At 52.4% G+C, this 20,019-nt stretch carries 12 protein-coding genes; 2 read left to right on the forward strand and 10 right to left on the reverse strand.

The annotated features are described in order from the left end of the window. Positions 1-2: 2 nt before the first annotated feature. Complete coding sequence (locus AC0B60_RS12920) at positions 3-1,286, reverse strand: hypothetical protein (RefSeq protein ID WP_465086234.1); 1,284 nt, start codon at positions 1,284-1,286, stop codon at positions 3-5. 450 nt (positions 1,287-1,736) lie between these two features. Here AC0B60_RS12920 and mobI point away from each other — a divergent pair, with 450 nt between their 5' ends. Both mobI and AC0B60_RS12930 read left to right on the forward strand, forming a co-directional pair. Then, positions 1,737-2,180 (forward strand): conjugative transfer protein MobI(A/C), encoded by a 444-nt coding sequence (mobI, locus tag AC0B60_RS12925; protein WP_465086367.1) that lies wholly within the window; start codon positions 1,737-1,739, stop codon positions 2,178-2,180. A gap of 184 nt (positions 2,181-2,364) precedes the next feature. Next, on the forward strand, positions 2,365-2,667 hold the full coding sequence (locus AC0B60_RS12930; protein ID WP_465086235.1) for a hypothetical protein: 303 nt from the start codon (positions 2,365-2,367) through the stop codon (positions 2,665-2,667). A gap of 210 nt (positions 2,668-2,877) precedes the next feature. Here AC0B60_RS12930 and AC0B60_RS12935 read toward each other — a convergent pair whose 3' ends face one another. The 9 genes from AC0B60_RS12935 to AC0B60_RS12975 all read right to left on the reverse strand — a co-directional run bounded on the left by AC0B60_RS12935 (position 2,878) and on the right by AC0B60_RS12975 (position 20,017). Then, the gene (locus AC0B60_RS12935; RefSeq protein ID WP_465086236.1) at positions 2,878-3,390 is read right to left on the reverse strand and encodes a hypothetical protein; all 513 of its coding nucleotides are present in this window, start codon (positions 3,388-3,390) and stop codon (positions 2,878-2,880) included. Positions 3,391-3,468: 78 nt separating this feature from the next. After that, complete coding sequence (locus tag AC0B60_RS12940) at positions 3,469-5,619, reverse strand: UvrD-helicase domain-containing protein (protein ID WP_465086237.1); 2,151 nt, start codon at positions 5,617-5,619, stop codon at positions 3,469-3,471. Beyond that, a complete protein-coding gene (locus tag AC0B60_RS12945) occupies positions 5,597-12,046 on the reverse strand; it encodes a DEAD/DEAH box helicase (RefSeq protein WP_465086238.1) in 6,450 nt (2,149 codons plus the stop codon). The genes AC0B60_RS12940 and AC0B60_RS12945 overlap by 23 nt, the downstream gene beginning before the upstream one ends. A gap of 14 nt (positions 12,047-12,060) precedes the next feature. Next, positions 12,061-12,534: a hypothetical protein gene (locus tag AC0B60_RS12950; protein ID WP_465086239.1), complete on the reverse strand. Its 474-nt coding sequence runs from the start codon at positions 12,532-12,534 to the stop codon at positions 12,061-12,063. Then, a complete protein-coding gene (locus tag AC0B60_RS12955; protein ID WP_465086240.1) occupies positions 12,534-13,100 on the reverse strand; it encodes a type II toxin-antitoxin system MqsA family antitoxin in 567 nt (188 codons plus the stop codon). The genes AC0B60_RS12950 and AC0B60_RS12955 overlap by 1 nt, the downstream gene beginning before the upstream one ends. 471 nt (positions 13,101-13,571) lie before the next feature. Next, a complete protein-coding gene (locus tag AC0B60_RS12960; RefSeq protein ID WP_465086241.1) occupies positions 13,572-15,821 on the reverse strand; it encodes a GmrSD restriction endonuclease domain-containing protein in 2,250 nt (749 codons plus the stop codon). Between the two features lie 84 nt (positions 15,822-15,905). After that, positions 15,906-19,001 carry a DEAD/DEAH box helicase gene (locus AC0B60_RS12965; protein WP_465086242.1) on the reverse strand — a complete coding sequence of 1,032 codons (3,096 nt, stop codon included), beginning with the start codon at positions 18,999-19,001 and terminating at the stop codon, positions 15,906-15,908. A 12-nt stretch (positions 19,002-19,013) separates the two neighbouring features. Beyond that, positions 19,014-19,505, reverse strand: a complete 492-nt coding sequence (locus AC0B60_RS12970) for a hypothetical protein (RefSeq protein ID WP_465086243.1) — start codon at positions 19,503-19,505, stop codon at positions 19,014-19,016. Between the two features lie 11 nt (positions 19,506-19,516). Further along, entirely contained in the window at positions 19,517-20,017 is a 501-nt protein-coding gene (locus AC0B60_RS12975) for a hypothetical protein (RefSeq protein ID WP_094182504.1), read from the reverse strand. Positions 20,018-20,019: the final 2 nt, after the last annotated feature.

The following is a 20,019-nucleotide window of genomic DNA, read 5'->3' on the forward strand; positions in this document are numbered from 1 at the left end:
CCTCAGAGAAGTTCGGCGCCTGGGATATAGCCACCTTTAAGGGCTATATTCTCTTTAATGGATGTTTCAGGAAGCTCGTCCATGCCCAACCAATCCCTGAGCTCGTTTAAGTGTTCGAGAACGTGCCGACCCGAGATCTTTGGTATTAGTATTGTTCGTTCGGTGAGGTGCAAGTCATTGGCAATAAATGGTCCATGATCGGTGCCAAGCTCAATAACAAGGGCGTAGTTACAGTCCTGATTCAGAAACAACTCCACCCGATAGGTAGTCCAGTAATCAAGGTTCCAATCAACCCTCTTTCCACCGCTAGGGACCTCCAGATTTCTTTGCCGCTCAAAGGTTGGCGATAAAACCTGGTGAGGGTATTTAAGCGGGACCCGGAAAACTCCGGCCTCCGTGAATGGCTGACCAATCTTGGGGGAGTTAAATCGACCCCGCTCTTGCCATACACGATCTCCGGTAAGAACAAATTCCTTATTTTCAACGAGAGCTCTGCGGCTGGGAGGCTTCGCCAATGAAATTGGTTTCTTTAGGCCAGCGGCCCGATAGTAATTTTCGTCCTGCAAGGAAAGAAAAGCTGCACCAAGGGCAGCAAGATCCAACCCATTAATGTGTTGAAATGCTAGACCGTATCTGTCTGCATAATCTTTTAGCCCATGGTCACTAGGGGGTTCCGGCCGCTCTATCGGAAAGGTAAGTTCAGCAACCTGATCGATATCGTAAAATGTTGATGCTCTAAAATAGTCTTGAAGGTGTTCAGCAGAAACCTTCGACTTACCGAGCCGTTGGTGTCCAATGCGGATGGCCTCCAGCCATTCCGCGAACTCTGGGCTCATGAGGAACTGCTCAATCTTTTCGAGCGTCTGGCTTGCTTGCCGTGGGGTCAGAACGGGCGGTATTCCTGAGAAGTCTTCCCGATCAGGCTTAATGATATGACCAGCTAATTCTTGGAGGAAGCCTGGGGCCGTGAGTGCAACCAAAACGGTTTCCAGGTGTCGTTTTCGGGAGACTTCCTGCTCGTATTGGAGAAAATCGGAGATGGACTCAGAGGTTTCTGCCTCCACATATCGGCCTCGTTTACCTCTTGGCTGGCCATATTTTTCGATCAGCTTCTCCCGCTTGTCACCACCAAGTTTCCACTCTCCGCTGAGGCCTTCAGAAATACGAGCAGGTGCAACTCCTAATTCTGTTGCCAGACGTCCCTTTGTCAGGCGGCTTGTCGAATCCAGTGCATGCCGTAGCAGCTGTTCAGTCTCTGTGGCCGTGTAACGAACTTGCGATGTCATCTTGTGCTCCTTTCCGTTGCTCGTTTTAGTACCAGCAACTTTACCAGGAGCGAATTACGTTTTTTTCGTAATTTGACGGAAACAATTACATCAGGAAGCTGATTTTATGGAGAGTGGCAGCGAAGCGCGGCCAAATTCGAACAATATCTACTCAAATCCTTAATTTGAAGGGAAAAGCAACTTCTCATTCTGCTGTGATCGCTCCAGTCCTTTTTACCTTTTTTAATTAGTCGCACAGAGCGGGATGGCTTAACGGATAGAGATCGACAGCCAATTTCCGACCGACAAACACAAATTTGATATTCGAACCCACCAAAAACTGCCTGAAAAGTGGTTGCGTGGTGCAAGCGGGCGGAAAAGCCCCCCTATATCCTCTCAATGAACCAGATCGATCAGGCGATCCTGCCTGGTCTTATCAAATTTCATATAAAGGGGAACCTACTTATGGCGATGTCACAAGCCGTTGAGCACATTAAAACTCGAATTGAAGAGCTTCATGATGAGGCACAGGGTTTGGTGGAGTGCCACAGGAGGCACCTCAGTTACTTCAACAATTCGGCTCTCCCTCCTGCCGAACAATGCCCATTGAGGGTTTACGCCCGTATAAGAGCGCACCACCTGGAAATCTATTGGAGCCGTTCCCGGACCCGCAACGGCTCTAACATCGGAGGTTACTACTCCTCATCCAAACTTATCCCAAAGGGTCGCGGACACCGCTATCGCTCGAGAAGCCTTTGGCTGCGAGCAAAACCATGGACTATCGGAAAAGTTTTGGAGATTGAGGAGCAGATGGGAGAAATCCGCGCAGAGTATTCTGATCTTCGCAAGGCTCTCCAAGCGATCAACCGTGCTGACAAAAAAGCCACTGTACGCAAAGCAACTCTCAAAACTTAACCTTTGGCTCCTTTTCGAAGCTTCTCGTTAAAATCGCACTATCAGGCTGCAAAACGAGGCGCAAAAAATGCCGTTTTTATGTGAATCGGCGACCGTTCAAACGGATATCTTGGATTTGTAGGGCGCAGAGCCTTTCAAGCGAAAAATGTTGCTTTCACTTACTAATCCGAAAAAGGATCGAGCGATGACCGATACAATCGATGATATCTACGAAAACCATCCACTGACCGATGAGGAGATTGAGGACAACCCGGGGGTTTCCTTCATGGCGCTAGTGATCTGGAAAGCCCTTCTTGAGTGGAACTTCGAAAACTTTATCACTCCCCGAAGCGTGCGGAAAAACCTTGGCCTTACGCCCAAAGTGCAGAAGGAGGCTTTTGAGGAACTTTCTCAGGCTGGGCTTTTGGTTCATCACCGGGTCCAGGTCTATGACAACCGGGTTGAGAACTGGGTGATGGTTTTCGACAAGCCGCTCAATCGCCTCTAATGTGAATAGCTAACCAGAGAAGAGGGCTGAATGCCGCCGATATTGACTGTCACGCGGCTTCACCCCTCAATCCCATCTCAGATCTTCCCCTCAGTGCGTATCAGCATACCGAGCGCCCTAAATTTCTCAATTTTTCACTCGGGGCTATTTCAATATTCTAATGGCATGGGTATCCACTCGCAGCTCGGCAAACCGAACCTCTGCGAACATTTAGGATTTTGAAAATGCGGATTCCAATTCCTCAAAAAGATTTTTGAAGCCATGTTCTGGCTCATTAGACGCCACGTTGATTTTGCCAAAGTAGCGCGACTGCCAGTGAGGAAACTCTTTTTCAAAATATTTCGAAACGTATTTCGAATCTACTTCCTTGATACTCACCATGAAATCCAACTTTTTATAAAAATGCTCTATTTTGGATATTTTTTGCCACTCCTCCGTTGGCAAGCTTTTATGAAGATTGCTCCATGAGGGCACTTCCACCTCAGCCAAGGCTTTTCTCAGAGCTCGCCCGGCATCGTTACGGATTTGAATAAAGTCAGGTGACGTGTACTCCTGAATCAGATCCAATGCCCTGTTTTTCCTCTCACGATTGGTCTCGTGAATTACAATCAGCGCAGCCGATAGTCCAGCACCAATTGCCGCACCCAGCAAGGCCGCACCGACATTTCCAGTCAACGCCCCAAGGATGGCACTGAAAACGCTGGTGATAGTTACAGCTTCCATAGTAAATACCTGATATACATAGCGATTTAGAGGATTTCGCTTATTGCTATTCTTTGGGTTGTCGACTCAATGTCGCCATCACTTGTCGTGGCTTTCGCCTGAGAACCATTCACTCATCGGTCCGTAGCCAAAAATGAAAGCCAACTTGCGAGCCCTGGTAACACTCACATAGACTAAAGCCCTTTCCTCGTTCTCCCGCTGCCGCTGCGTTACCGCGTCCGCAGCTGAGTTGAGAACATAATCCAATGGCACAAGCCCCTTATTCGCTGAAGCCAGGAACACAGCATCAAACTCGAGACCTTTCACGCGGTGCATGGTTGCAAGATTCAGAGTGCCTTCCGGCGTAGCAACATAGCGGCCATCCAATACCTGACAAATCTGTTGCCGGCTTTCCAACGCGCTTCTCAGTTCATTCACTTCCTTTCGGGTGCGGGCAATCACGCAGCAGGCTTCGGGGGCAAGATCGTTGTCTCGAATGGCTGCCAATATAGCGTCGGCCTGCGCCGGCATTGAATCAAAGCACCGAATGTCTGGTGACGGGCCGTGCATCAGGGAGTGGTAGAAAGACTGCGTGTCTTCGCCGCCGTCGAGATCATCCACGGTCACGCCTTCCAGAATGCTGACCGCCAGCTTCCTGGTTTCATCTGTGGTCCGGTAGTTAACCTTCAGACGGGCGCTACGACCACGAATATCAATGCCGCACTGGCCCAACACGACTTTGTTCTTGCCATAAATTCTCTGATGACCGTCACCAACAATGAACAAGTCATTAGGGCCTGGTTGTACAAGAGCACGAATCAGCATAAATGCCTGGGTGCCCATATCCTGCGCCTCATCCACAATGACTGCCGCCAGATCGGGGCGCAGCTCCGATTTGCCATCAATCAGCATACGGGCATCGCGGTAGGCATCATCCGTCTCCTTGAGGTAGTTGCTGGCCAGCAGATGACGATAACGCTCGAATACCGGCCAGATTTCCACCCGTTGCTGGCGATTCAACCGTGTACCACGACCAATCCGCGAAGCCTTCTTATATTCATCTACGCTGCGCACTGATTGGGGCTGGATCACCCTCGCCCACTCTTCCTGGAAAAATGCCATACCCAGATCAATACTGGCGGGCTTCTCTGAGTAAGCCTCTTCCCATAGTTTCTTCTCTTCCCGGCTATCCAATAACAAACCGTAGTCGTAGCCCTGCTTTTTCAGGAAGTTCATCACCCAGGCATCTAGGTTCTGCACCTCGATACGAGCCAGCGCCTCCTGGCTACAGATCTTGTTCAGGTTCTGCTGGATGTCAGCCGCCAGGTTCTTGGTGAAGGTCGTGAACAGTATTTTCCCATCGCTTTCTTCCAAATGGTTGGCAAGCCATTTAGCCCGATGCATAGCCACTACGGTTTTACCGGTACCCGCACCGCCAAGCACGCGAACCGGGCCGTTTTTCTTGCCCTCTGCCAGTCGGCGCTGGGCCGGGTGCAGGAACACCCGCCACTTCTCAATCGACTGGTTCAGCACCTCCTGCAGAGCTTGCTCGTTTTCGGCCACCGTAAAGACAGCCTGCGATTCGGGGCGTGTCAGCGCTGCTGTGAAGTTTTCAGTATCCACCGTCTCCGGGGCCGCCGGAACCACTTCGTTATAGGCTTCCTCATAACTGGCACCGGCCATTATCATGAACAGGCCGTCGTGAACGTCTTTCGGAATCTTCTCTTCAGTCAGCGCGGTTTCCAGGTCCGCCTCAATTTTCATAGTACGAACCAGGGGCAACGCCTCTTCTGGAACGCCCAGCTGCAACAGTTGCCGATCCCTGATGGCATCAAACAAGCCGGGCCGTGATGTCCCTCGCGGTTCTTCCCCTGCCGGCTCAAGAACACTCTCTTCAACCGTAAATACCTGAACGCTGCCAGTGTTTGGGTTGATCTCGATCTTACGCTTCTCTGCCCATTTATAAGCTGGTTCGTGGTGGTCCACATAGAGCATTAGATACAGATCTTCCTTCTCCGCCGCCGCCAGAATAATCCGTACATCCTGATTTGCCCGGATAGAGCGGACCTTATTGTCCTTGAAAGCGGGCAGCTTCTCGTAGTTAAGGCTGGTATGGTTGCGATCCTGCTGAAATAACATGACCGCTTTATTGGCCTGACTTTGCTCCTTCGGTGTCAACTTGAGGAGGCTTTCAAAATACTTGTCAGAAAACGCAACACTCGCCATCTCAGGCTCCTGATTCCAATTCATTCAAGGCATCAACCAACTCGTCCACCGAGGAGCAGATACGCCACCCATCCGCTTCAAGATAAGGCCTGGCAGCCACCTGGTCGTCCATATCATCCATCAACAAAGCCACTTTTGCGCTGGCAAACAACAGTTCGGCTTCGCCTACCACTTCGTCCAGTTCACCCGCAGTTACGGGCTCTGCAACCAACACCTCCGCCGGCCAGGCCACATCTTGCTCTTCAAGCCTTTCCCGCAACTCATCCTCGAGCTGGTCAAACCAGGGCGGAACCTGCTCTGGCTTAACGTCGGGCTTCCCATATTGGCCCGTGTTTTTCGTCCAGAGCAGACCCGCCGCAATACCGCTGTTTTTCGAGTCTGGGGTCCACGCGTAAAACGCGGGCAGGAACTGCAGGAAGTTCACAGCTGTCCAGAACCGTTGCCATTGGTAACGGGCCTGGTCTTCACTGCCTTTTTGCAGGGTGTAGCTAGCAGAGATCAGAGCCTTGCCCAGATCAAAGGTTGTGAGCAATTCCGGTCCGGCCAGCAGGCTCAGGGTAATCTTCGCTGCGGCGTTGTCATCGGTTAGCTCAACCGATCCTGCCAATGCAGCAGGATCAGGCGCCAGGTCAGTGAAGCTTGCTGGCAGGCCGTTCAAGCTATCTAACACGACAGTTTTAACGTCGGCGTCTGCCAAAGACCGGGCCGGCAGACATTGCAGAATGAAAAACAGCGCCTGCTGCTGCAACAACGCATTGTCCTGCTCGGTCAAGAAGTGCATCAGCAAGTCAAAGGTGGTTTTATTGAGGTGCTGAGCGGTGTTATTTAATCCAACCACCTTGGAGAGACCCGCAATGGCCTGATGATTCTGTTCCGCAGAGGTCATGCCGAGCGGTAAGGGCACATCCATGGCCTTGTCGCCCATAACCTTGTTGACGTCGTACCAATTCAGCGTCCAAACCACAAAGCCGGCACGCATCAGAGCCTGGCGCTTGAGCAAGTCTTCGCTGGCTTTCTCGCCATGAAACTTATAGCCATCGAGGAAAACCGCCACAGGCAGCAAACCTTTACGTGCCGGCCAAAGCACAAAATCCGGTTTGCTGGCAAACTGCACGCCTTCCTCCATACCCAGATTCACCTGCGGTTCGATCTCATAGGCGAGATCGCCAATGGTCAGCCGGTAACCGCTTTTACCCCGGATAATGTCCTTGCCGACTCGCACCTTGTGGTTGCCCACACAGTCTTCACCAGAGAACCGTGCCAGCGCCTCCGGGAAGCGCGCTTCAAGCTCACTGTCTATCCAGGGGTTACCACCCAGCGCGCTCAAACCTTGTTTGTCCTGCACCCACTGATGGTTACCGTCGACAATATCTTTAAGCATTTCCAGCGCCAGCTCCTTACTGGTGCTTTCCATGCCATAGGCATTGCGATACTCCAACAGGCAGCGATAACAACCATCCATAGTGTTGTCGTAACAGTCACAGGCATCCATTACGTCGTAGGCCATGCGGAACACCGACTGCATGTTCTCCGCCCGGCTCAGCAGCTCATGCAGGTAGCCGGTACCACCAGGCACGGAGTCGTACAACACAATAAAGTGCCTACGCTCATCGGTCTCGCCCACTGGCTCGCTCTGATAGGCTACCCGCAAGTGGTCTACCTTGCCGCCAAACCGTCTTTTCAAGCCCAGCTGCAAGGCCGCTACAAACGAATTCACCTGCTCTTCAGTACCGCCCGTAGACAGCCTCGGCAGCAGAATCCGCAGAGCTTCAGACGAAAACTGGCGGTATAGGTACAGGCAATTCTCCAGGCCCGTGTCTTCTTTGTCGTTCGACAGTTTCTTTGGGCCACGGGCGTAACTGCATGATTTGAGGTGAGCAGCCTCTTTCTTGCCATTGGCTGCAGCTTTGGATTGCACCGAGCCACATTCCCGGCAGATAGGGAAACCAGCTCGCTGGATTTGCTCTCCGGCCACATCGAAGTACATCTCCTCCCCTTCGCGGCGGCCAAAGTTCACTTCCAGAAACTTGGCGGAGCGGATGAACTCGAAGCCGAAGGGCTTTTCCTTATCGTCCAGCACCCAGGTAATCGGTACATCGGAAGGTTTGAAGTCGATCAGCATCTGCTTGTTGAAGAACACTGGCTCCCGGTCATCGGAGCGGTCGTCCAGAATCGCATCCCTGGCGTTTGTGAACGCGTAGACCTGCGTCATCTTTAGCATTTTGGTGCGGGCGCTTTCATCGCCCCACTGGTTGGTATGACAGCGTGGGCAGGTTTTATCGCTGAAGCCAGAAGTAGGATCATCGGCGGGCGCGGAATAATGGCACCGGGGGCAAAATCGCCAGTCCTGAATGTTGCGGCCCTTCGAGGTTTCCACCCGGGTTATTTTCACCTTGCGGTTGCCCGCATAGAACACCGACTCCGGTGCCAACTCCGTTAGCGCAGCCTGAGCGGGGCGCTGGTATTCGTATTCCCGCTTTACGAATTCATGCTCTGCGCCATCGCCTCCCGCACCTTTCTCAGAGCGGAAGATTACCGAATGCAGGGTCGCCCCTTCTTCCGGGAAGGCGTAGTTTGGCAGCAGCCCTTCGTCGGTAAAGAAATTCAGGGTTTCACGCTTGTTCAGGCGAATGCGCATCCCACGGTAGCCCGCGGCTTCACGCTCCACCTCCAGAATTTCGGCCTGGGTGTGTTCGTCCTGGGGTTGCTTGCGCAGTTTATCCAGCTGCTTGTCGAGGTCTTTAATGGTGATGGCCATGCGGTTACGCTCATCGGCCACCAGCTTGAGCCGGCCGATGAGATACAGCTCCAACCGGTCCTCATCGTATTGCGGCCCACCAAACAGATATTGCCGCAGTAGCTCCAGATCTTCCCCACTTAGTTCAGTGGCAACGTGGCTACTGAACCCGTCCCAGATTTGCTGCATGTTATGTTTCAGGAAATTCAGCAGGGTGTAGGGGAATCGGTCCTCTTGGGTCTTTTCTACTGCATCCAATACCGGCTGCATGGTATGGGGTACCTGATTGTCCCCCTTTGCCCCACGGGTCCAACAGTCCATGGAGTAAGCCAGCAACTGGCGGCGCAGCACATGGCGGGCCTTCAGGAACACCGCAGGCGGCTCAACCGGCGTATCCAGCATCCGCCCGGGATCGGCGTAAAACACCAGATCGTGTGGGCGGCCATTGGCCACCGTCAAGACAAAGGAGTTGCCATCCCGGCGACCACCCCGGCCCACGCGTTGCAGGTAGTTCGCCTGGGCCGGCGGTACGGAACACAGCAAAACGCTGGAGAGGTCACCAATATCGATACCCATTTCCAGCGTAGGCGTTGCCGACAGTAGATTGTATTCCCAGGGCTTCTCACCGTTGATAAAGCTGTTCTCTACGCGAACCCGCTCGCTGGCCGCCAGCAAACCCGTATGTTCATGGGCGATTACCCGGTGTATTTCACCATGGCGGTAGAGGTTGGCATACAAGGTGTCACGTACAGGAACGACATTCTCGTACAGCAGCTCCGGACCAGCGGCACTGATCATCGGCAACCCCAGCCAGTTGCGGGCCTTGTCGGCGGGAACGTGCATAGGGCGGTAGCCTTCGCACTCCACAGCCCGAACATCGGTGACGATGGTCAACAGCTCCGGGTTCAGCGCCCATAGTTTAACGCCACGTTCATTGTTTTCAGCCTGCACCATTCCCACATCCGCCAGCGCATCCAGAGCGGCAGCATGAACCAGCTCCATTTGCTTGCGATCTACGAGGGTGTCCGGGTTCAGGCAGATGAGCCAGTTTTCGTACCAGGACTTCGAGGCATTAGTGTGACTCAGCGGCTCATAGCCTTCAGCCTTTGCCACAGCAGGGTACCGAGGCCGTGGGGAAGACGGGCCCAATGGCGGGGCGTAATCCAGAAATTTAAGCAGGTAACTCTTGCCGGATTTCTCGCGGTAGTACGCCAAGTCTTTCAGCCCGAACGCGCCCAGATTCACCAGATGCTGAACCAGGCCGGTCATCAGGCCAGCAGCCGCCTCGCTATCAATGCGATAGCCCAGCGTATTGTCTACGGTTTCCCGCCAGGCCAGCGCTGCTCGGGCAACCGACTCTGCCGGCCAGTCCAACGCGGCAATGCCAAGCCGATTCAGTGAACGCCCAACCTGAGCTCGCCAGCCCAGATCTTCCAGCGCCTGCCACAACATCCGTCCGCGAATCAGCTTGAGCATCCTGGCCGCATCGCGCGCCTCGCCAGTCGTTTCGAAATGCTCGAAATCCGCAGTAAACCGCTTGTCCGGCGGCATGAACTCACGCAGGTAACGGGGCAACCCAATACGCCCAGACCCACCTCCCTGATTCAGCCAATACCTCTCAAACAGATCAGGTAACTGCAACAACGGTAATGGCTCGGACTGATTTTCCAGTAACTGGGTGAGCGCCATACGCACATTGTTCTGCCAGGTACGAGCAGCAAAGAAACCGGCTCGATGGGTAGCATCCTGAACCGAGTCGCTGAAGGTCAGCAGCTTGCGGTCATCATTGTCACGGCTGCTGAACAACTGGTGAATGGCCACGGCACTCAAACTGGCAGCACGGGCACCGAACACCACCAAAGCGGACTTGGCTGAACAGTAGGGACAATCGTGCTCATGGATATTTTTATTGGTATTGTCACGTTTGACCTCCTTCAACTGATGAGGTTTGCTCACCCGCACCAACGCTTCGTTGCCCGCCTGGCAGCCCTTACAGGGGCCTGCATAATCCGCTGCCGCCGTTCGGCCACATTCACGGCACAGCCGAAAATTATCCAGGTGCATCCCCGCTGGCGAAACATCCTCGCCATGTTGCCAAGGCAATAAGAGTGCGGTTTCTTCGTGGTTTCCAAAAAACGCGCTGTAGATACTCTGAAGTTCGGTTTCCACCACCTGGTCAGAAACGTGGCTCATTTCCATGCGAGTTAACCAGGCGGTGCCATGGCACTCCCGGCACTGCACCAGAGGCAAACGCACCTGCCTTTGCCCCTTCGGCGGTTTATCGTCCCCAAAAGCCAACAACGGGGGCAGAACGTCGGCGCGCCCGTTTTCAGGCGCTTCGTCCGTCACAAGGTTTTGCGGTTGCGGCTCCCGCAAGGTGCCTACAATCCGCCGTAGCTCCCGGGACCAAAGCTGCAAACGCAACTGCACAAACGGCCGCCCTACTTCGTCTCGGGCATGGGAAAGCAGCGCTAACAACGCAATCAATGCCTGCTCTGGCTGGCGCTGAAACTTCGGTGGTATCTGGGACGCCAGCATATCCACCAGTTCCCGAAAGCGCGGCGTACCCTGCCCCAGTTTGAGCTGACGCAGCAGGTTTGCCAGCTGACCATGCTGCTTGAGATCCTTGCCCAGCTGAATCCGTCCTTCTTTGGCATTCAGCGGTATTTCAGGTTCTTTACTGAAATACAGGTCGTAGGCCTTCAGAAGATAGGCCTGCAGCCCCTCATTCAGGGCAAGCGAAAGATGCTCAGGCCCCACTTCTTTGTTCAGCCCGAGAAACGCCAGGTTATCGAGAAACTCTGAATCATTTTGCCGCTGCTCGGCAATGACCGAGTCCCGGCGAAACGGGCTGGAAAAGATGTCGGACGCATAGCTCAGCAAACCCGTAATACTGTCATCGCCACCGAGGGTGGCAGAAGTTCCCACGCACACCAACTGCTCCGGCGTCATCTCAAACCGGGCCCGCAACCGTCGAATCAGCAGCGACAGATCCGTACCCTGGGCGCCATCAAAGGTATGCAGCTCGTCCACCACCAGATACCGAAGGGTATCCGGCCCGTTGTAGGCCCACAGCTTCTGGTCCTGCGGGCGCATGAGCAGGTAATCGAGCATTTTATAGTTGGTGAGCAACACATCCGGTGGGTTGTTGCGCAGGGTTTCCTTGTCAGTAATGACCTGATCCGGGCCCATGGCCTTGGTGCCCTGGCCATCTCCGCCAACGAACAACCCCACCCGAAGCCCTTTCAGCGCAGGCTGGCGATAAATTTCTTTGGCGAAACGCTTCGCCTGGTCTGTGGCCAGCGCATTCATGGGATAAATCACAATGGCCTTGATACCGGCGCCTGCCTCTCGGTGGCAGTGATCCAGAACCGGGTACATGAAACACTCGGTTTTACCCGAACCGGTGCCCGTGGCCACCAAAGTATTCGCAGCCCGCCGATCAGACGCTAATCGTTGCCAGGACTGCTCTTGATGGGCAAAAGGCGGATGCTCGGTTTCAAACCCCTTGAAGAAATCCCGGCCAGCTTTGCCGCGCATAAAGGGCAAGCCCACTGAAACGTAGGGCCCTTTGAGGAATGCTTCCCCGTCCTGCTGTTCTTCTACCAGACGACGGAATTCCCCTTTAAACGGGTCGGTTTCCGTTTCATAGCCGGTGACAATGAACTCGCGCAGGGCGGCCGATACTTCGCTGGCCAACAAGCCGGGGATCATGGGCTTTCCTTATGTCATTGTTTTTGGTTATCAGGAAATTGTTTGGTGGGTAGAATCAAGCGGGGCATCCGCAGCCTCTCGCATTGGCTCATTAGGTATTCACGCCAATAAGGCCAAACATGGTAGCTCGCATTCTGAAGTGCAAAGGCGTCAATCGCATCCTGCTCCAGGCGTTCATCCATTAAGTATTCGGCTACATAATCTGCTTCAACGAAAGCCCTGATCTGGGGTGCATCCTTTTCAACTTCCGATTCACTAATCCAGCGAACACCGAAACCCAGCACGATACGCAGGAGATATCGGTCGGGTTTGTCCGTTTCTAGAATCTCCGAGCGCCGGGCTAGATGCATTGTCTGAACTTTCAAACCTTCAAGGGCATGGGCAGCTTTAGGATTGAACTCCTCACCGTGGCGAGCCTCAGAAGCAACAAGATAAACATCCGAGATGGCAAGGTGATTTATGGCCCGCTGCAATTTTTCATCTGTCATCAGCCATACCTCTCTTCACCAGAAATAAGGTGTGACGTGGCAGCATGATATTCATCGTTGGCGCCATCCGATGTTTCCGGGATCTCGATTGTCTGCCATTCGATGTTCTCTGCCCCCCTCACCACGGACAATGAAGGAACCCCTTTTGGTACCTCTTGGCCTGACAACTTGCAAAGATGACGAAACGCTTCAGGAAGAGCGTCCACCACCCTTAGCAACTTATCCATAGCTGCAGACTGAGTAATGTCATCAGATTCATACTTTGAAAACGCCGTCGGGCCGCCGCCAAATACCAGGGCTGCCTCAGACTGTTTCAACTGCAGGCGTTCCCGCAATGCCCGCACTTCCGCTCCGGTTAAAAGGCCATCAACCTGCTTTCGGAAGGCAATCATTAGCCGCTTGTTTTTCAGAGATAAAGCGGCATCAGCTTGCTCGCTGCCGCATACATTACATTCCTCGTAAAAGAAACGGACAGAACCGTTAACCCCTTTGTACTCAGTTTCATTACGCCCTTCCCTGATGGTCAGTACGCCCTCTTCACAGATCGGGCAAACCTTGTTTTCCATATAAACATCCTCAGCTGCTGGTATGGCAAGAAACTACCAACAAGAGCTTCCCGCTCTTGTTCAAAGCAAACTTTACATAGTACTGAATATCAAGCGATTTGAAGGCAGCCTCAATCCACTCTGCCTGAGTGACTGTATACGCATCACACGCAGCCCATGGGCCGCCTGGTTTTTGCTGACACCACTGTGAATTCACAAACCTCCCGCTACGGAGCGCATTCCTAATCAGCTTAATTACACCGTCATGGTCGAGCTCAAGATTCTGGACATCTTTCTGACAGTCATTGGTCCACAGAGTTATCGCTCCAATGCTGCGCCTGTCCAGTAAATCGAGAACTTCGTCGGGAGGATAAAGCGGTTCCTTCCCGATGATCCCACCGTTTTCCCTGGTTGGCGTCCCAGTGAAACGGCTGACAACTTTATCATTTACCATAATGGTAAGTCCATTTCCCAAAATTTCAATTTTTTGAGTTAGGCAGGCGTGCTATCCAGTGCGACTTCCAGCAACTTCGGCAACTCAACTACTTCCTCAAGAGAAAACAGTCGCCAACCCTTCGCAGCCAACATCGCCCGCTGTGGCGCGCGTTCCGAAGAGACCCAAACAGCAACCCGCTGATCATCCCAGACAAACTCAAACTCCCCGGCTACCTCTCCGCTGTCCATCTGAATTTCAGCTCCACACTCCGGCACGGGCAGATCACTCTTAATAATGTGATTAACCACAGGGATGGCAGTGTCCTCCACCTGCTGCGCCCATTCAGGAAGACCGTAATGAAGATCACCAAGGACCTTGCGGGCTGCGTAGACACGGAAGCTTTCGGCGTCATCGAATACCTGGAAGCCAGCATTCGTGGCCAACTTGAACAAACCCATTTCCTCATTGAGAATCAGAGCAACTGGATCTGACAGACCTTCCTGCAAACCCTCTGGCCAAGCCAAGTCGAGGAAAGCTTTCAGTTCTCCAGTGTCTGAATCTCTTAGCTCGAATTCTTTTTCGCCCGCCGGCAGGCCCCGCTCGCTGACCCATTCATTAACGTCATCCAGCTGTTTTTCCTCCTCCGCATCGGCGATGCCACCCGGTGCAGACTCGCCTTGCTCTATCGCCTCATAGGCGACTGAACTGTCATCCGAAGGCAGGTTATACAAGGTGTCGAGGAATGCATTTGCCGCCGCAGCCAGCAAAGCCTGACGCTGACGAAGAAACTCCGGGTAGTTTTCTGGCTTCCACAATTCAGGGTCCTGTGGAATCCACTGACTGGCAAGAGCCCCGGGATGCTGGCTCTCGACCTCGGAAAAATACTCATGTGGTGGGCGGTTACTGATCTGCAGGTTGCTATTCTTGGTCAGGAAACAAAAGTTACCCAAAGCGTTAATGGCTTTCTTGTTGTCGTGGCCACTCTTCTTTAGGAAATCCCGCGGGAAGATATGATGCACCTCCAAAGATGTGTTCTTACCAAGAAGTCCCTTCTTGAGCGGTAGGCCGGAACCCCAGTCCTGAGCTTCGCCAACACGAGTCAACATGTAGAGAATGGAGTAGAACCGGTTACCGCGGCTCCAGCCCGTGAAGTGCTCCGGTCTGATCCGCAGGTTACCCCGCCAAAGCTGCAACTCACGAATAAGTGCATCAAGCCCTGCCTCTGGTCCCACATCCAGCAGAATATTGAGATCTCGGGAAAGCACACTCTCGGTGGAGCCGGAATAACGGCCCCAGATCGCCGTTTGCACATACCAGAACAAGATCTTGTTCTGGGTTTCGTGGTCTTGGGCGGCACCACCGGCCTCGTCCAGAAATCGGGCCAGAATGGGTATGGCAAAATGTCCGGTCAGGACCTGCTGGTGGTCCAGCCCCAGTCGAGCACCAATCAGATCCAGGATGGTATTGATATGATTGATGGAGCGCTGCAGCGCACTGTTGAATGTAGAGGCATCCAGCTCGTGAAGAGCCGAAAAGCGCGCATCGCCAGTAGCAATTGTTGTTACACTTCGCAGCAACCAATCCAGCGTGAAACCGAAGCCTGAATCATTCCAGTGATCCAGCGCTTTGCGCATGCGAGAACGGGCGTCTGGCTCTACCGAGCAAATGCGAGCCAGCGCCAAGTCACCCTTTGAGAGCTTCCGGCCACCACTATTCACTCGGTTGAAGATATCCACCACCACATCCAACGTCATTTCTGGTCCAGACACATCTTCAATGTGGACATCTATCTCACGAACATCACGCAACCGGTTTAATCGATTGCCGCAGTGAGTCGTGCGCTTGAAATCCTGAGTGCACTCCTGAATTTCCTCAAGAATGTTATCCACGCCCTCCTTCATAAGCCGAGTGACATCTACCCAAAGGGGGTTGCCCTGCATTTTGGAGGCCATATAAAACGAGAACTCTTCGGTTTCTACATGAAAGTACAACCCCCTGAACGCGTTAGCATCTCCATCAAAAAAAGCGGGAGGTTGTCCTTTAATGATGCCGTATAGCGAAGTCATCCTCTGCTGACCATCCAACAACATTTTTACCTGCTGGCCGGATGCGAGCCCACTTGTTCCCCTCCCCTGTGCCTGGGAGGAATCCGTAATCCACGCAAGCAGGCTGCCCACCGGGTAGCGCTTATATAAAGAGCGAACCAAGCCACGCACCTGATCCCGATTCCAAACGTAGCCGCGCTGGAACTCTGGCAATGCTATTTGGCCAATTTCAATCTGATCTAGAAGTGTGGAGATCTTCATGCATTCCCTTACTTAAAGTTACTTTCAAATGGTTGTCCACTTGCCTTTGTCTTAAGCGCGGATCACACCTCACATGCAGCTTAATCATGTGATTATCGATGCAACATCTCGTCTAAAATCAGCCCTTGCCCCCAACCGAACCATATCTAGGCTTTTATTCCGTTCACCAATTTGCAATAACTGAGAGACAGGGCTGTCAGCATTCTTGGTTAGACATTCAATGTGCCCCAAAACGATAACCGCGTCTCTGGCCCGTGAGAGTGCGACGTTTAATCGGTGCCTATCGAGTAAGAATTGGACCCTTCCGGAGCTCCTGGTCATCATCAGTATGACGATGTTTGCTTCACCACCTTGCACGGCATCAACCGTCGTTACTTCAAGATCCAGTTCATAACCGCTGCGATCAATCTCATCCTTAACAGCTTTCCGCTGTGCTTCATAAGGACAAACGACAAGGATACTAAGACTCTTGAACTTGCCTGTTTTTGACATTCTGGCGAGTAGCGTATGAACGGCAGCTCGCTCAGTCCGATTCTCGATCGACTGAGAGGCATTACTTTTGCGGTGCCGATAATTCGAAACTTTGCTGAAATCGACAAATGTCATTCGGCGACGAGTGAGGTCCCATCCTTCATCGCTCCTGGCAGAATCAAGGTGGCCGTCATAGAACATTTCACTGACAACATCACCAATGTCTTTGTGCATCCGAAACTGTGTCGTTAGCATCCCTTTTCCATCGGCGGGAAGCTGTTCAAAAATCTCATGGAACATATTTCGGCGCAGCAGTTCCTCGACCTCAGTCATTGACAAGCGATAACCGATATCTATATCCAGAACATCTGTCGTGACAGTTGGCGGAAGCTGATTATGGTCGCCAACCAACACAACTTTTTTAGCAACCGAAGCAGGAATCAAAAGCTCAGCACCAAAGGCTTTGCCGGCTTCATCGATGATTGCGATGTCAAAGGTGCGACGCCATAAACCATAGTCCGCTCGCGCCATGCCCGTGCAGGTCGCAGCGTGAAGATGCTTGGATCCCAAAAGCCATTTAGCAGCAGACTCTCGGCCTTCACGAGTTGTTAATAGTTTTTCCCATCTTTGCAAAGAAACATCGGCTTGACTCTGGTTGCCGCGCTCAGGGTCCAATACCGACAACAAACGCTCATGCCAAACTGGCTCCAGATCAGTTCCCTGAACTTTCTCATTGTTACCATATCGAACAACCTCGTCTCGTAGCTTAGGAATCTGTTCCAAAAGGTCAGAGACGAGTTTGGTCACCGCAACGTGGGTCGGGGCAGTGATTAGGATGCTAGGCCAACCTTGACTATTATCTGCCGAAAAAAGCGAAGCCAACCACTTGACCAATAGCGTGGTTTTACCGGTACCTGGGGGCCCCCAAACACAGACAACAGGCTCGTCTGAATCCAGCAAATTCTCGACACTCGAGCGGTCTAGGTTGCTATTCGGAACCGGATCTCCAGAGAGACCAAGTAAAGTTGTGTGCACTTTTGGCGAGACAAATTTACCCAGAATGGCATTTTCAAGCGCTTTGCTCAGTGTCTGTTGCTGAGAGCCCTCTCCGACTCGTTCAATCCGGGTTAGGCCGAAGGGGTTAATCTCCCGAAAACCTTCCTGATAATGGGCCTCAAGCTCCAACCTACAAATGCCATTCTCCCGATCGACCCAGCTCGCATGCTTTATTTTTCGAACCTCAGCGTGTCCGACAGCGCGAATCCGTGTTTTACCTTCATTTGAGATTGCCTCATCCAGCCAGCTTGGGCGACTCATCGCTGTAATCATGCCAACCACAACATGACCTCTTTTTTGCGACTCCCCAGGCAAAAATCCACAAGATCCTTCCAATTGAATATGCTCTTGCTGGTCCTGATAGATCAGCGAGAGCTTGCGGAGCCTCAAAGCGGATTTGCGCTGAAGCAGCATTTGCTTCTGACTGCTTAATTCAGCGTGTAGGGCCTCTACAAATGGATAAAACATTGACCGATCAATATTGGCTTCGTCCTCGGAGCCAAAAGCAAAAGCACACAGTCCAGCATGAAAACGAACGGAAACAGGCGGATCAGCAGCGCCGTGTAGAACATGGTCCAAAACAAATGCTTTCTCCGACGAGTTGGCCGTAGTAACTAACGTCACATTGTCGATAGAAAAGCCAACCTGACTTGAACCGATAAGGTGTACCCTCCAGGGAGAGTTCTGTGAGGACTCATCAATTTTTTGATAGGCTGAAACTAAATCGGGTAATTTGCTTTCTGGAACCGACAGCAGAATTGGTGACCAGAACTCGCGGCTTCCTCCAATTCTCGCCGTTAATCTGACGGGTAAAGGGGTTTGCCGGTCCAGTCGAGTAAGCTGTTCAAGCATCCATACGCTTGGATACACATCAACGGAGGATTCGGGCGTCAGCCGACTGTGGTCCTGAGCCCTCGCCTCCAGAATTAAACGAGCTCCCAGATAATCCAGATAAATCCCTTCCCGCTCTCGGCTAACAACTCTGGCGGTCATAGGGGCACCGCCGTCCGTAAGATTAGCCTCTAAAAGTGCTGCACCGATTACTGACACTTTCGCAGAACGCTTCTTATGGTCAACGCCGAACAGCATTGCGCGTCCGTTGAGCTCTTCCGACCAGTCTTCCACCACCAGACGATAGCCATGAAGCGCGTCGGGAACCTCCCCTTCAAAATGAACCAGCCCGCCCTCACGAGGAAAATCATTAGGCAATTGAAGTTCAGCAGGAGTAGGAATCGCACCACATCTACCATTCACGACATCTGCCAGGATTCCCTTCACCAAGCCAAGGTGAGCCCTTTCTGCATCAACTCGGCTAAGCGCAAGCTCTAGCTCAAGGACAACCTGGTTAAAAGCATCGCTCTCTCGGCTCCCCAAACGCTTAGCCATTACCGCCCGAGCCTTCGCATGGCTTGCAATTAATTCAGTAGCAACGCAATTCCGTGTTTCTAGCTCTTGAACTACCAGAGCTTCCAAGTCCTTCACGTAGCTGACAAGCAATTCATGGCGCTCTTTTGCATCAGCTTCATAAAGTGCCTCGAGCTGCTCCTCCAAGGCCTTGATTTGCGCCTGAACGGCTTCAGTTCGCTGGCCATTCCACCAACTGACGCCCGTCGCAGTGAGGCTTATACCCGCTATTACGAAGAGGTGAATCACGAATATTGGCCGTTACTGCTTAAGTTTCACGAGGTTATCCGAAATAATTTGAAGCTCTTGTCGCAACTGCGCCTTTTCTTCCTTTGAGCAATTCGAGTTCCTTAACTCCTCCATAGTAGCGTCAAAGAGCTTCAGAATCGGATCCATCAAAGCTCGTGACTGAGCCAGCTCCTCAACTCTAATCTGGTTACTCTCTCTGGCTGCTTGAAGATTCACTTCAGCCCGATTGACCTCGATTTCCGCTTGAGTAACACGCCCCTGCCACTCTACGAGTGTTGCTTTAAGCTGGTTGTGGGATTTTATGACCTCGAAAACACCCTTTACGGCTTCAATTGCTTCTTTCGCAACCTGAAGCCGGGCAACCTCCGTTTTGGCTCCTGCCTCAATACCCGCTCTCTCTGTTTTTAATGTCTCAATCTGTTTAGCCTCTGAACTTGCCGAGGCGCTACTCTTAGAAACACGCGACAGCAATTCTTCAGATAATTTTAGTTTCTGGTCCGGCATGGCGTTAACCTCTATGCATTGGTTTCATTGTAGTTTTGGAGCGCATGTTTTAGTTCTGCCCAGACATCCTCAAGCTCAATCAGTTGTTCATCAAAAGCTTCAATATCCGGAAGGTCAGAGCTACGTATTTCATGAAGCTCATACCAGGCGGTTCGATAGGCCGAATGGCACGTTAGAACCAGCTTCCCGAGTCTTTCCTGCAATTGAGAACGCTGAGCCAATTCTTTTCTTGCCAGATCTATCTGCTCGGAAAGCTGCTCGCGCTCTAACTCAAGTCTCCTTTCCTCCTGGGGAATGAATTGAATAAGACCATCACGATGAGCCTTGGCTTCTCTCAATTTCAAATAGGAATTCACAGCGTCAGCGACTGAAACCGCTGCCTCCAGCAGCATGAGCGCAGGATTGGCCTTCGCCGCAGCTTTGCCCATGCCCTTCTTAAAACCATACTTGCTAGCCAAAACCGCAGTGTTTGCCAACAGTGTAAGCGCTTGTTTCGGAACACGAGTCGTCATCT

This window comes from Marinobacter sp. V34 (genome assembly GCF_055524115.1).

Coding starts and splice junctions, on each gene's coding strand:
- AC0B60_RS12920 (WP_465086234.1), bottom strand. CDS start 1,286: ATGACATCGCAAGTTCGTTACACGGCCACAGAGACTGAACAGCTGCTA.
- mobI (WP_465086367.1), top strand. CDS start 1,737: ATGTCACAAGCCGTTGAGCACATTAAAACTCGAATTGAAGAGCTTCAT.
- AC0B60_RS12930 (WP_465086235.1), top strand. CDS start 2,365: ATGACCGATACAATCGATGATATCTACGAAAACCATCCACTGACCGAT.
- AC0B60_RS12935 (WP_465086236.1), bottom strand. CDS start 3,390: ATGGAAGCTGTAACTATCACCAGCGTTTTCAGTGCCATCCTTGGGGCG.
- AC0B60_RS12940 (WP_465086237.1), bottom strand. CDS start 5,619: ATGAATTGGAATCAGGAGCCTGAGATGGCGAGTGTTGCGTTTTCTGAC.
- AC0B60_RS12945 (WP_465086238.1), bottom strand. CDS start 12,046: ATGATCCCCGGCTTGTTGGCCAGCGAAGTATCGGCCGCCCTGCGCGAG.
- AC0B60_RS12950 (WP_465086239.1), bottom strand. CDS start 12,534: ATGACAGATGAAAAATTGCAGCGGGCCATAAATCACCTTGCCATCTCG.
- AC0B60_RS12955 (WP_465086240.1), bottom strand. CDS start 13,100: ATGGAAAACAAGGTTTGCCCGATCTGTGAAGAGGGCGTACTGACCATC.
- AC0B60_RS12960 (WP_465086241.1), bottom strand. CDS start 15,821: ATGAAGATCTCCACACTTCTAGATCAGATTGAAATTGGCCAAATAGCA.
- AC0B60_RS12970 (WP_465086243.1), bottom strand. CDS start 19,505: ATGCCGGACCAGAAACTAAAATTATCTGAAGAATTGCTGTCGCGTGTT.
- AC0B60_RS12975 (WP_094182504.1), bottom strand. CDS start 20,017: ATGACGACTCGTGTTCCGAAACAAGCGCTTACACTGTTGGCAAACACT.